Source organism: Pseudomonas sp. ACM7, assembly GCF_004136015.1.
GTDB lineage: Bacteria > Pseudomonadota > Gammaproteobacteria > Pseudomonadales > Pseudomonadaceae > Aquipseudomonas > Aquipseudomonas frigoris.
In genome coordinates this window covers 4,960,360-4,972,894 of sequence record NZ_CP024866.1, presented here as the reverse complement: position 1 = coordinate 4,972,894, position 12,535 = coordinate 4,960,360, and the positions used below count along the sequence as shown (strand labels likewise).

General features: G+C 56.0%; 13 protein-coding genes and 4 pseudogenes. 10 read left to right on the top strand and 7 right to left on the bottom strand.

The features are described 5' to 3' along the window. Positions 1-169: 169 nt before the first annotated feature. Both CUN63_RS23620 and CUN63_RS32355 read left to right on the top strand, forming a co-directional pair. Positions 170-651: pseudogene (locus tag CUN63_RS23620) on the top strand (HIT family protein). 91 nt (positions 652-742) lie between these two features. Beyond that, a complete protein-coding gene (locus CUN63_RS32355; RefSeq protein WP_256657577.1) occupies positions 743-1,060 on the top strand; it encodes a hypothetical protein in 318 nt (105 codons plus the stop codon). Positions 1,061-1,211: 151 nt separating this feature from the next. On the opposite strand, the pseudogene CUN63_RS23610 reads toward CUN63_RS32355, so the two are convergent. The 6 genes and pseudogenes from CUN63_RS23610 to CUN63_RS23585 form a co-directional block, all read right to left on the bottom strand. Beyond that, positions 1,212-2,147 (bottom strand): annotated as a pseudogene (locus CUN63_RS23610) (DUF1254 domain-containing protein); the annotation flags it as partial. 143 nt (positions 2,148-2,290) lie between these two features. Further along, entirely contained in the window at positions 2,291-3,862 is a 1,572-nt protein-coding gene (locus CUN63_RS23605; RefSeq protein WP_129442969.1) for a GGDEF domain-containing protein, read from the bottom strand. 113 nt (positions 3,863-3,975) lie between these two features. Then, positions 3,976-4,330 (bottom strand): annotated as a pseudogene (locus CUN63_RS23600) (class II aldolase/adducin family protein); the annotation flags it as partial. A gap of 53 nt (positions 4,331-4,383) precedes the next feature. Beyond that, the gene (locus CUN63_RS23595; protein ID WP_129442967.1) at positions 4,384-4,779 is read right to left on the bottom strand and encodes a hypothetical protein; all 396 of its coding nucleotides are present in this window, start codon (positions 4,777-4,779) and stop codon (positions 4,384-4,386) included. A 166-nt stretch (positions 4,780-4,945) separates the two neighbouring features. Next, positions 4,946-5,737 (bottom strand): lipopolysaccharide biosynthesis protein, encoded by a 792-nt coding sequence (locus CUN63_RS23590; protein WP_256657575.1) that lies wholly within the window; start codon positions 5,735-5,737, stop codon positions 4,946-4,948. Between the two features lie 200 nt (positions 5,738-5,937). Further along, positions 5,938-7,689 carry a murein L,D-transpeptidase gene (locus tag CUN63_RS23585; protein ID WP_129442965.1) on the bottom strand — a complete coding sequence of 584 codons (1,752 nt, stop codon included), beginning with the start codon at positions 7,687-7,689 and terminating at the stop codon, positions 5,938-5,940. Positions 7,690-7,770: 81 nt separating this feature from the next. Between CUN63_RS23585 and CUN63_RS23580 the strand changes: the two genes are divergently transcribed. The 5 genes and pseudogenes from CUN63_RS23580 (at position 7,771) to CUN63_RS23560 (ending at position 10,239) form a co-directional block, all read left to right on the top strand. Beyond that, positions 7,771-8,475, top strand: coding sequence for a murein L,D-transpeptidase catalytic domain family protein (locus tag CUN63_RS23580; protein ID WP_129442963.1), 705 nt, complete (start codon positions 7,771-7,773; stop codon positions 8,473-8,475). A 108-nt stretch (positions 8,476-8,583) separates the two neighbouring features. After that, positions 8,584-8,670, top strand: a pseudogene (locus CUN63_RS23575) (twin-arginine translocation signal domain-containing protein); the annotation flags it as partial. Positions 8,671-8,725: 55 nt separating this feature from the next. Then, complete coding sequence (locus CUN63_RS23570; RefSeq protein WP_129442961.1) at positions 8,726-9,088, top strand: hypothetical protein; 363 nt, start codon at positions 8,726-8,728, stop codon at positions 9,086-9,088. Between the two features lie 37 nt (positions 9,089-9,125). Beyond that, positions 9,126-9,413 (top strand): hypothetical protein, encoded by a 288-nt coding sequence (locus CUN63_RS23565; protein WP_129442959.1) that lies wholly within the window; start codon positions 9,126-9,128, stop codon positions 9,411-9,413. Positions 9,414-9,453: 40 nt separating this feature from the next. Next, positions 9,454-10,239, top strand: coding sequence for a transporter substrate-binding domain-containing protein (locus tag CUN63_RS23560; protein WP_129442957.1), 786 nt, complete (start codon positions 9,454-9,456; stop codon positions 10,237-10,239). A 111-nt stretch (positions 10,240-10,350) separates the two neighbouring features. Here the strand turns inward: CUN63_RS23560 and CUN63_RS23555 are convergent, their stop codons facing one another. Continuing rightward, complete coding sequence (locus CUN63_RS23555; RefSeq protein ID WP_129442956.1) at positions 10,351-10,569, bottom strand: hypothetical protein; 219 nt, start codon at positions 10,567-10,569, stop codon at positions 10,351-10,353. A gap of 475 nt (positions 10,570-11,044) precedes the next feature. Here CUN63_RS23555 and CUN63_RS23550 point away from each other — a divergent pair, with 475 nt between their 5' ends. The 3 genes from CUN63_RS23550 to CUN63_RS23535 form a co-directional block, all read left to right on the top strand. Further along, on the top strand, positions 11,045-11,314 hold the full coding sequence (locus tag CUN63_RS23550; RefSeq protein ID WP_046057033.1) for a hypothetical protein: 270 nt from the start codon (positions 11,045-11,047) through the stop codon (positions 11,312-11,314). 542 nt (positions 11,315-11,856) lie between these two features. Then, on the top strand, positions 11,857-12,255 hold the full coding sequence (locus CUN63_RS23545; protein WP_256657573.1) for a DUF262 domain-containing protein: 399 nt from the start codon (positions 11,857-11,859) through the stop codon (positions 12,253-12,255). A gap of 37 nt (positions 12,256-12,292) precedes the next feature. Continuing rightward, positions 12,293-12,535: helix-turn-helix domain-containing protein (locus CUN63_RS23535; RefSeq protein WP_165353328.1), on the top strand; the 243-nt coding region annotated here is incomplete at its 3' end.

Genomic DNA, 12,535 nt, shown 5'->3' with positions numbered 1-12,535 from the left:
GCTGGGCCTTGGCGCAGGGATAGCGCGAGTCATTGCCGCAATTAAAGAACCGTTCACACAACCATTGCCAATCGACGGCTGCAGCCCTGTAATTGCAAGCAACGCCCGCGTACTCCCGACTGGGTACGTCGCCATCGTTTGTTATCGCGCAAGAAAAGGAAGTCATGACATGCCCCTCATCCCCCAGCACTTCATCCTCCATGAAACCGAACACTGGATCGTCAACCACCGCCTCAACTCGGCACTGCCGGGTTACGTGATGCTCGCGCCCGAGCGAACGTCAGCGCCCTCCACGAACTGCCCGAAAGCGCCCTCGCCGAGCTCGGCCCGCTGCTGGCGAAAACTCAACGGATTGTCGAAACGTTGTTCAAACCCAAACGACTGTACATCGGTCGTTACGGACATGTGCCCGGCCATCCGATTCACTTTCACGTGATACCGATCTACGACTGGGTCGAGGATTTGTTCTGGCAGGATGCACGCTACAGAGTGCTAGAGACCTTCTCTTCCCCCCACCCGGAAAGCATCACCGATGGTGCCGAGCTGACGCTGTTTGTCTGGCGTGAGTTTTGTGAACGGCCTGATCCGCCGACTGTACCGGGAATGACAGTAGAAGTAGCGATCAGCCACCTGCGCGAGGCTTTCGCCTGAAACGTACGTCGACCACTCGTCAACCAATCGGCACCAACCGCCCTGCCCTTCATACCAACATCAGGTAACGACTCATCTTTGGAGACGCACCATGATGACCATCAAAATGACTTCGCTATTACTGGCTGGAGTGCTGTCCGCCATGTCCGTCGGCATTTTTGCAGCCTCAGGCGATGGCGCTGATGCAACCGGCACCCAATCGGGTTCAATCGGCGGCTCGACAATGGCGCCCAACAATAACCCTGGCCAACCTTCGGGCGGCCACAACGCTGACGGCGGCAATAGCGGGTCGGGCTCTTCCAGCGGCGGCAACGGCGGTAACGGTGGGAACAGCGGCTCTGGCGCGGGGGGTGGCACGGGTGCTGCGGGGGGAGGAACAGGCGGTGCCGGAGGCGGGACAGGCAGCTGAACGCGTAGAGGCAGCCGATGATGAGAGATCGTCGGCTGCTGTCAGTTGGGCGCTACACACCGGCTTGTGACCGCCGACAGGTTCCACTTGCCGTTCAACACCTCGGGCTTGAGCCCATACAAACGTGTGGTCAGGTTGAACCGACCCTTCGGCCGTTGACCACACGAGCGAGGGTTGGAACCTTCCACGTCATCAGCGTCTGCGCGTCCTCGGGCACGGTCTGAAGTGCTGCTTTGATTTCAGGTTCCAACGCATCCATGTCGAAGGATTTTCCGGGTTCGATACCGATACGCTTCATCTGCGCCAGGATCGGCTGATCGGTGATGTGCGCTGGGTGCACTTTGAGCAGTTCGGCGGCGTAGGCGAAGTAGTTGGCTGCCGACATTGTGTCGACCTGGATCTTCGGCGGGGTCTTCATATCCACGGCCGGGTCGACGTTCACGCTGACCGGCTCAGGGCTTTTGCCCAGGCGGGACAACGGCGTCACTGTGTAGCCGGCCTGAATCTTGTGCACCACCGCGTAGTCCGCAGCGCCGTCGGTCTTGGTGCGGCCAATGACCCAGACAAAGGGCGTAGGCGCCGGCAGATGGTTCAGTCCGGCAGGCACCGTCCCGGTCCAGCCCGGCGGTGTCACCAGAAACTGCCCCGCTTGGGTGCCCGTGGTGCGCCAGCCCGGTGAGGCGAATACATCGGTCCACATGTCGAGCATCGGCAGCAAGTAGAAACGCCCGGCCGTATCGGGCGCTGCGATCACCTGCGGTTCTTTGGTCAAGTCCAGCCAGGCAATGGAATACAGGGTGTCGAAGTTCGAGCGCACCACCCCTTTGAAATCGGCAGGTGGATACTGCGGCACGCTGACAAACATATTCATCGGACCTTTACCGAATTCCTTGCCCGGTTCGATGTTGGTGAATTGCTTGCGGGTGATGTCCATGGTCAACAGCGGGTAAAAATAAAGGTAGGCATCCACGCCGATGGCGTGAGCTTCTTCGGCTGTGACTTTCGATTGAGCATGGCTCGCGAGCGGAAAGATGGCGCAGGCTGCAACGGTTAGAGCAACGGCTGTCAATGCTTGAGTAATCAACATTCTGACGATCATCCGTGCGGTGGGGAGACCTGCCGGGATCGGCAGCGTTACCGCAACTCTAGACGATCAATTGAAGAGGATCTGACAGGCAGACAGCCGGCTGGCCGGGGTGTTGCGCGGGTGAAACAACATCGAGAGACACCTCAACGATCCGAACGCAGCAGTGCCTCGACACCGCCCTCCATCGACAGCACCGCCGAGCGGTTTCGCCCCGAATGCTTGGCTTGATACAGCGCCGCATCCGCACGTTCGATGAACACTTCCATACTGTCCCGCCCCGTCGGCACAAACGAATAACAACCCAGACTGACCGTCACGTAGCCCGAGGGCGAACCGCTGTGGATGATGTTCTTGTCCATGACACTGCGGCGGATCTGCTCGGCAATCACCATCGCGCCGTGAATGTCGGTGTCGGGCAGCAATACCGCAAACTCCTCACCGCCGTACCGCACCGCCAAATCGGCTTTTCGATGGCAGCACCCCTTCACCGCCCGCGCCACTTCAGCCAGGCAATGGTCCCCCGCCACGTGGCCGTAAGCGTCGTTGTAGCGCTTGAAGTAATCGATATCGAGCATGATCAGGCTCAGCGAACTCGACTGCCGGGCGCCTCGGCCGAACTCGATGTCCAGCGCTCCCTCGAACAGCCGGCGATTGGCCAGGCCGGTCAGGCTGTCGTGGGTCGCGATCAGCTTCAGCGCTTCCTTTGCCTTGCGCAAATCCGCCTCGACCTGTTCGCCGACACGCACCTGATAAAGGAACATCCAACCGAACAGCCCCACGCCCAACACCACCAGGGCAACGATGACCGTGGAGCGAAACGCCGTGTCGTTCCAATCCTTGAGAATCGAATCCCTGGACGAGGCGGCAGATACGACCAGCGGATAAGTGTCGAGCTGACGGTAGCCATACAACCGCACAACACCATCGACCAGCGAGCTGAACATCGCGTTACCGGAAGGCGCGTTGGGCAGCAATTTCTCGAAGATCTCGCTCTTGGCCAGTGATGTGCCAATCAGCGATTCCACAAACGGCCGTCGCGCCAGCAGCGTTCCGTCGGTCAGCCCCAAAAACATCGAACCGTTGTCATCAATGCTGAAGCTTTTGAAGAACTGATCGAAGTACGCCATCTTGATACCGGCCAACAAGACGCCCTGGAAATTGCCATTCTTGTCGTTCACCCGTTTGGATATCGGGATGATCCACTCGCCATTTTTTCGACTGCGAATCGCCGGCCCGATGTGCGCCAGGGAGGAGACGTTCTGCTGATGAAACTTGAAGTACTCGCGATCCGCCACACCCGGGCCGCGTGGCAGGTCTTCAAAGGAGCTAACGATCCACTGCCCCTTTTGGTCGAACAGAAATATCCCGTGCAATTGATTCAGCGCCTGCACCCGCCGGGCGAACGTTTTCTGCAAGCGTGCCTTTTGGGGCGCGCCGAAACCGTCAGCCTGAATCCAGTCCGCCAGACTGGTCAGTACCAGATCGGCTTGCATGAAGGTGTCTTCGGCCTGCTGCGCCATGGCCCGCGTCAGGTTTGATGACGCCACTTGCGCCAATGCCAAGTCATGCCGGCGCGACTGCTCCAGTTGCAGGTAAAGCAAACCGCACAGGCTCAGGCACACGACCGCAATAAACAGTACCGCTGCTTTGCGCAGAGGTAACCGTTTCAACGTGACGCCAGTGGCGTTGTACGAATCGTGAAGAGGGATTGGCAAAAGCGCGTCCTGTAAGGGTAAGGCATGGGTAACACCCCCAAATCCCTTATTTTTTGTGAGCTTAGTCTACGGGGGGGGGATGGGGCAAATGTCCTTTGGCTAGTCGCCGCATCGGCGACGATCACCCCGTGGTTCTTCAAAAACAGAATGTCGGCATCGCCCATGACGCTGGCAATCCGGTCGCCTTCAGACTCGTCGAGCGCCAGACCGTTGTAGTCTTCGTCCACCACGACGTTGCCCTGAAAATCGCACCAGCAGGTTGTCAGCGGTGACTTCTTCGAACGCGTAGCCGTAGGAGTTCACGAAAAACAGATCATCCCGACCCGGCACCATGGCGGAAAAGTGGTTGCAGATGCCCTCTTCCAAACCGTGCAGCGCCGCCAATTGAAAGCACGCCGCCAATTCCGTGCGAGCGGTGATGGCGGCCTCCGAATCGGGAGTTTTTGCGCGAGGAACTGGGCCAGGCATGATCACAAAGAATGGGCGTACCACGAACGCCCATTCCTTCACGAGAATCACCATCAAGGCGTGAGCTTCAGATGTGCGTTGACTCTCCCGTTCTTTGGGTCGACGAACCAATACACATTATTGGCGACCTTCACTTGGCTGCATTCGGTTGGGTACTTGTTAGGTATGACGCAAACAACACCGTCTTTGAGAGTCCACCGTTCTTTCTCCGGCGCGTCAGGCGCCATCTCGAACACATCGATACCATCGGCTAAAAACCTGATCGAGTAGGGGTGACTGCCCTGCCGGGTGGTTCCATAAAACTTCTTACCCACTAACGTGCTATGAATTTGCCCATCGTCTAGCGTCATCGCAGATGCCGGAACCGGTGGAGGCTCATAACTATTGCTGGTCGCGCAGCCTGCCAGACAGACCATCAGGATCGACGCGCCGAACTTTAATAAAGTCATGCCACACCGTCCTTGTAAGTACCGGAAGAATGTCCGGATAAATCAAAGCTTAGGCGACACTTATTTGCAGATCCGACGCAATTGCCGAACGGTTGACGGTCGATAAATCACACACACAAAAATGGGCGCCCCGAGGGCGCCCATTTCAATAAAGCCCGACCAACCCTTAGATCATCTTGTCGATCTCATCCAGCGTCACTCGGGGAATAAGTTCACCCGGAATCCTTGAGGAACTGGACAGGTTGTAGACCTGAAAATCATCATCCACGACGTACTTCGACAAGATCTCGAACGACGGCAGGATTCTCGTATAAAAATGCTGATCGAGCAGGCATGGCGAGGCGAACGTGCCTGCCTCTTCGTAAAAACGGCTCACAGACTGATTCAAGTCGACGCCTACCAAAAACACCTTGGTGAAGCCCACGTGATAGGCAATCTGCAACGCCAGATAAGCCACCGTACGGGCATCAAAAAAACCGCGTTTAAGGTTCTTGCTGAAACCAAGGGTTCTATTGCGGCCGTTTCCGAGCTTGCGACTTCTGACCAGTTCTTTATCGGCCCTGAAAACCAGGTCCGTCCAGGAGAGCTTGGGTGCTCGGCCGAGTAAATACAGTTCGCCCTCAGGCGCTACCGTCGTATGCCAGATGTGCTCTTGCCACAGTGCAACCCGCTGACTGATGCGCATCGCCTCTGAAAACAGTTCGGGTTGCTGTCGGGAAAAGCCTTGATCTGTACAGGCATAAAAGAATGGCTTGGTACCTGTCCCGGAGAACATGGAGATGGCGCCATTCATCGTAATCATCGGAATGTCGGCAAACTTTTCCAGCGGAAAATCTTTAGCGGACGCCCCCGAGGCAATGATAAACACAGCTCCTTTTTGAATGTTGCGGCACTCATCGAGGTCATGCACATCAAGCATACCTGTGAGGAGTGACGGTTTTCTTTGCGCAACATCCATCTTCAATTCCCTATCCCTTTACATCGATGATCGGTGACTATTTTGCATTGTGATAGTTATCAACGGGTGAGCCAACCTTTTGGCTTCGCCAACGCCGGAATCTGCGACAGAGCGCAAAGGTTGACGCAGAGCGCTTGCATCGTTGGCGCATCGATGACCTGCCCTTTCCATACGGGTGACAAGTCCCAATTCCTTCATGGCTACTGCTGGTTTTGCCCCGTCGCGACAGCGGAAGTTCCTGCTCGTCGCACATCCAGAACGGGCAGTTCCGAAGGCAGATTCAACCCCCGCAGTACCGCGGAATCGTACCCGTACACATCGGGTTTAAACATCACTCGACCATCGTTACTCAGGTCCACCGTCCAGTAAGCCAACAGCACCGGCACCTTGATGGGCAGTCTGATGTTTTCGGTCTTGCCGTTAGCCAGCTGAGCCTGTATTCCGGCACTGTTCCAACGAACAGGGTCGTTGAACAGCAGCTCAACCAACTGCAGCGGGTTCTCCACTCGTATGCAGCCTGAACTGGTGGCACGGCGTGATTGCGCAAACAACTCGCGATGCGGCGTGTCGTGGAGATAAATCGAATAGTCATTGGGAAACCGAATGACCACCTGCCCCAGCGAATTATCCGGCCCGGCATCCTGTCGCAGCGTGATACCACGCGGGTTATCCCAGTCGACGGTCGACGGATCGAGCACATTGCCCTCTCGATCAAGGGCTCTTATACGGTTAGCGGCAAGGTAGCCGGGATCTCGTTGAATCTTCGGCAGCATGTCTTGGACGAGGATCGTCGGTGGCACGGTCCAGGTGGGGTTGAACGTTACATAAGTAATCTCGGCTTGAAACACAGGCGTACTGCGAAACGGCTTGCCGACTTGAACCCGGGAACGCCATATCGCCTTACCGTCGCGATAGAGCGCCACTTTGTAGCCCGCAATATCAACGATGACAAAAGTGCCCTGAAGTTTGTACAGCAACCAACGCGCGCGCTCCATGTTCACCCGAACCTGGTCTATCCGTGCCTCTACGGGCACATTCAACGCAGCCAGTGTCGCGGCCCCTGCCACGCCATCCGCCCCGAGGTATTGCTCGGTCTGATACTTTTTCACCGCCGCGGCGACGCTGTCGTCGTAATCAGTGCGTTGCTTCTTTGATGGGGCCAGATAACCACCCACCACCAAACGTGCTCGCAACTGCGCGACCGCGGCGTCATCCATGCCAGGCTTGAGCGATTGGCCTTCGGCAATCTTCGGCCAGCCACCCGCACCCCGAACCTTGCGCAGTTGCGCCAGGCCCACGCGCAGGCTGCGGTAAACCGCCTCTTGTGGTGGCGCTTCGGCGAAAGCGCGCGCCACGTCATGAGCATCGAGCGCGGCGAACAAGTTATTCATGTCTCCACGAGGATCGGCGCCGACGGGGTCGAAATTCCAATGGATGTCCAGACGCGAAGGGTCAACCTTGCCGCGCCGCAATTGCAGCAGCGCCGTGATAAAGGTCCGGGTGGCCGCGATATCGAACGCCGCTCGTTGCGCCACCGTCGGCTCTGCTGCCTGCATCGACGCTCGGGCCTTCGCCAACTCATCGATATGAAAGTCCGCAGGGTCCAACCCATCGGCCTGGGTCTCGCTCAGGCTTTTCAATAACTGGATGACATCGCTGTCGTTCGCCCAGGCCGAGCGATAACTCCGATGCATGTAAAAATCCATGACCACGCGACTCGGGTCCACCCGTTGATGGCCACGGGAAGTGAGCAAGGGTGGAAACGCTGAACTCAATGGCTCAAGTGCCGCCTGAATCGTTTGAGCGACGTAATCGTCAGGTGCTGCGCCAGTTCTGCTGATGACTGCAGATACCGCCTCAATCGGCGAAGTTTCTGCAATCGCTGCGCCGCTGATCAGAAAGCCCATAAAAAAGATGCGGCTTATGACGAATAACCTTGTTAACTGCCCCATGGATAATCCTTAATCGCCCCGTATTCAACGGCTAGCATCCAGCACACTGCTAGACTCGAAACATTAATGTGAGACTTACATATGGCGCCAGACCGCTTTGGTTTCCTATTCACGGCCTTGCTGCTGACGTTAGTTTCGGTACCGGCAGCCTACGCCGATTCGCTTGAAGCCGCGCTGCTCAAAGCAGCACCAGGCGCCAACGCCAAAGTCATCGGGCTGGCCGTACGCGCTACCCAATGCAGCTTGGCTCAAGGTAAAGCACCTGTCCAAAGACTTGCTGTCATCGACTATTCACTGCCTTCGACCGAACAACGGTTGTGGGTGTTCGATCTGAAGAAACGTAAATTACTGTTCCACGAACTGGTTGCCCATGGTCGCAACAGCGGCGAGAACATGGCGGTCAAGTTCTCCAACCAGAATGAAAGCTTTGCCACCAGCCTCGGTTTGTACCGCACCCAGTCGAGCTATGTCGGCCAGAACGGTTATTCCTTGCGCATGGAAGGTCTGGAGCCGGGTTTCAATGACAACGCATTTGAGCGGGCGATCGTTATTCACGGGGCGCCCTATGTCAGTCCGGTTCTTGCCCGAGCGAATGGCCGGATTGGTAGAAGCCTGGGTTGTCCGGCTGTGCGGCCGGCGATTGCGCATAAGTTGATTGATTCGATGAAAGATGGGCAGTTGTTGTTTTCTTATTATCCGGATCAGCGTTGGTTGAAGTCGTCTTCGTATATCAATTGCGGTGGCGGCACTGTAGCCGCAGCATTAACGCCCGATACACGCCAATAAATACGGCATGAAACTGTCAAAACTGTAATCCCCGCCTCAACCTGCTGAAAGGCACCGCCCGTTAGCCTCGTCGTCAATCTCTTCACGCTGACGGACCGGGAAAACGGCATGCACTCCAACACATCAAGACGCACCTTCGTGAAGGGGCTGGCCGCGGGCGGGCTCCTGGGCGGCTTCGGGTTATGGCGCACGCCTGTAATCGGTCGCTCTGTGGTAAAACCACCCCAACGCCCCCCCTGAAGGAACAGGCATGTCCATCACCGCCACTCTGACCCCGGAACAGAAAGCGAGCATCCGGATAGCACTGGCTGAGGCGTTCGTAGACAACCCCGTCGACTACGCTTACATCGCCGAGCAAATTCGGCCATACGACTTAAAAGCCGCAAAAGACATCCTTTACACAGAAGTCGCACCGGTCTGTTTCTGGAACCTGGAAGCGACCGTTCCACCCATCTGGACGGGTTTCAAGGATGACTGGCTACTGAGTGAAATCGAAAACACATTGAGCGCACGAGCGTCGAGTCCGGTTCGTCGCACCTTCGCAAAAGTGAAAATCGCTTGGCTGCGCTACAGCTACGGATACGTCTGGAAGGAAATTCGGGAGTATTTATGAGCGTCGGTGTTATCCATTCCCCCGCTGAGTTTCAAGGATGAAAAAACTGATCGCTGTTAACGCGCTGATCTTATTGGGCGTGCTGAATCTTGGTTACTACAACGCCGTTGAAGACGGCGACGTCGAAACAATCCCCTTCATCAAGAAACACCCAACCCTGCAAATCGAGTTCTACAACATCCACGCCAATGACGGCGACACTCGAAAAGTGGAACGCCTGACGCAAGAGCAACGCGCGTGGATTATCGACTACTGCAAATACCGATTGGGAATCGAGACCGATTTGAAAACCCAGGATGATGTTGAGCGGTGCAGCAGAAAGTAAGTACTCTCAGCCCCCACTCCATCATGGAAGCCGGATAACAATGAACAACCTAAAAAGCACAATGATGCTCGGTGGTCTGCTCGCTCTATCGTTTGCCGCTCAGGCAGAACAATCGCATTTGGACAGCGTCATCCAACAAGGCCAACTGCGCGTGTGCACAACAGGCGACTACAAACCCTATACCGTCAAAGCCGAGGACGGCGAGTATTCGGGCATCGACATCGCCATGGCCCGCTCGCTGGCCGACAGCCTCGGCGTCAAGGTCGAGTGGGTGCAGACCACCTGGAAAACCCTGATGCCCGACATGCTGGCGGGTAAATGCGACATCGGCGTCGGCGGCATCTCCGTCACGCTGGAGCGCCAGAAAAAGGCTTTCTTCAGCACCACGCTGGACGTCGACGGCAAAATCCCGCTGGTGCGCTGCGAAGATCAGGCGCTGTACCAGACCGTCGAGCAAATCAACCAGCCTTCGGTTCGCCTGGTCGAACCGGCCGGCGGCACCAACGAAGCCTTTGTTCACGCCTTTCTACCCAAGGCGCAACTGAGCCTTCACGACAACGTGACCATCTTCCAGGAGCTACTGGACAAGAAGGCTGACGTGATGATCACCGACGCCTCGGAAGCGCTGTATCAGCAGAAACTCAAACCTGGGTTGTGCGCGGTGAACCCGACGCAGTTCATGCAGTATGGCGAGAAGGCTTACTTGCTGCCGCGTGATGACATGACTTGGAAGTTGTATGTCGATCAGTGGTTGCACCTAGCCAAGGTGACCGGCAACTACCAGAAAGTTTTGGGCCAATGGATAGCGACACCCGAGCCCAAATAACCGTACTTCATGTAGCAGCTGGCGAAGCCTGCGTCCGGCTGCGCAGCAGTCGCCAACCCAAAGCACACGGCACATCAGGCAAAACGCAAAACGGCGGAAACACTTCCGCCGTTAATCGTCGTGCAACAACCCCGAACCGTACTCGCCGAAACTGTTGCCGAGCGCACTGCCATGGAAATTCATCTTATTGGGATTGTTGGTAGGCCCCGGACCAAAACCGGCAGACGGCAGGGTAGCTTCCGAATATTCGCTATGGGTGCTTGCACCCGAACAGGCGCTCAATAGCAACGCACCACCGATCAGCACGACTTTTAAGAGATTCGAGATCATTTTTCAGTTTCCTGTGGGTTGGAAGCGCGGTGACCTTAGGTAGTCATCCTATGCCGCATGCCCGCCGGGAATTATGAAACTTTGCTGGGCGACAGCATTGGTTCAGGTAGTGATTGCTTGAGGCAAAAAAGGGTGTTCTCCAGACAAACTGTCAAAAGAGCAACGTCCTACACGACTCTGGGAATTGTCCGTACACTTGTCCATTGCTGTGCTTTTGTCACGAGGCCTATAGTCCGATCCGCGTCCATATGACGTGTCGGGTTTGGCGACTCGATGATAAGGCACAGAAACCTCCGAGCCAGCTCGGAGAGTTTCTAAACGCACTTGGCTACCTTTTTTTGGTGGCTGTGCGTGGGAGATCTTCGGGTCTGCCGGTTTGTGCCTTGTCCGGTTCGCCAACCCGCGTACAGCTACCACCCTTTGTTTGGCGACAACGAGTGGTAGGTGATCTCACTTCACTTCAAGGCAATCACTCATGAAAGAATATATGGCTTTAACCAGCAACGCCGACGACCTTCCCTCGCTGTATGTAAACACCACCCAACCGCTGCATTCACTCCTAAGCACCGCTCGTTACCGAATTGGTGCGGTAACGCAGATCCTGGAAAACCTCGCAATGCGCGGCGACATCACCACGGATTCGGTGATACTCAGCGACTTCGCAATGCTTTGCTGCATACCGTTGCGCGATGGATGCGATGTGCTGGATGTCGTTGCCAGACGTATGGATGCTGAACCGTCCTGATGTCACAAAGGGGCGCCCTCCCCGGACGCCCCTCCGCCCTCACAGGGGGCTGGCAGCATAAGCAGTCCCGTTTACCGCTCTTGCGGTTTACCCGAGTACTATCAATCACATTAACTAATCAGCATGAATGCGCACCCTTCGGAATCTCCGACGACCACTACAAAAAAAAACCGATAACCGCTAGAGGAAAGTCATTCGTAAAGAATTGACGTCCCTGGATATTCGGGAAGCAGTATGTGATGGGCAGAAAGTGCTTGATACGTTTGTGATCACCGGCAAGCTACAACGACTTAAAACATTGAGACGATAAGGATGATGCGGCGATCATACGGCTTCGACGAGGTTCGAGATCATTTTTCATTTCCCGGCGGGCTGGAAGCACTTGACACGACCTTAGGTCATCATCCTATGCCGCGAGACTGGCTGGCATTATGAAACTTTGCTGGGCGACAGCCTAGAATCCGTCTGCTATGACACTGGATCTTTCATGATGTGATCGAGTACATTTACGCACCGAGTTAATGCGCAAGGATGGGTTCGTCATGGAGTATCAACATTATTCAATCCGGAAAATCCTCGACGCAGTAGTGTCGGGCGAAATCCGAATCCCCGCATTTCAACGTGGGTTTGTTTGGGAGATGGATCGGGTTGCATACTTATTAGACAGCGTTTACAAAGGTTATCCGTTCGGTTCTCTTCTGTTCTGGCGCACCAAGCAGCAATTAACGACAGAACGAAACTTGGGCACCTTCACGTTACCTGCCCCCCACGCCGACTACCCAATTGACTATGTACTAGATGGTCAACAACGGCTGACTTCGATATTCACAGTATTTCAAACAGAGCTTGTCGCAGAGCCGAATCCCGACTGGGCCGATATCTACTTCGATCTAAAAGCCACAGGTAATCCTCAAGATAGCGTGGGCGGCCGCGGAAACTGAGTGCAACACCTGACCTTTCCGGTACGGTGTTGCCCCTATGTCCTATCACGAACTTAGCGTCGAAGAGCGCGTAACCATCCAACTCGGTCACGTCCAAGGCTTCAGCCTGCGCAGGATTGCCCTCTTGATCAAGCGCTCGCCCTCAACCATCAGCCGGGAGTTGAGGCGTAATGGGGAGCGTTGCGGCAGTTACTCAGCCCACACTGCTCAGCACTCTATGCGGGTTCGTCGTCGCCCCTGCCGCCCCAAGCGCAAGCTGTTGCGGGGCAGTGAACGCTTT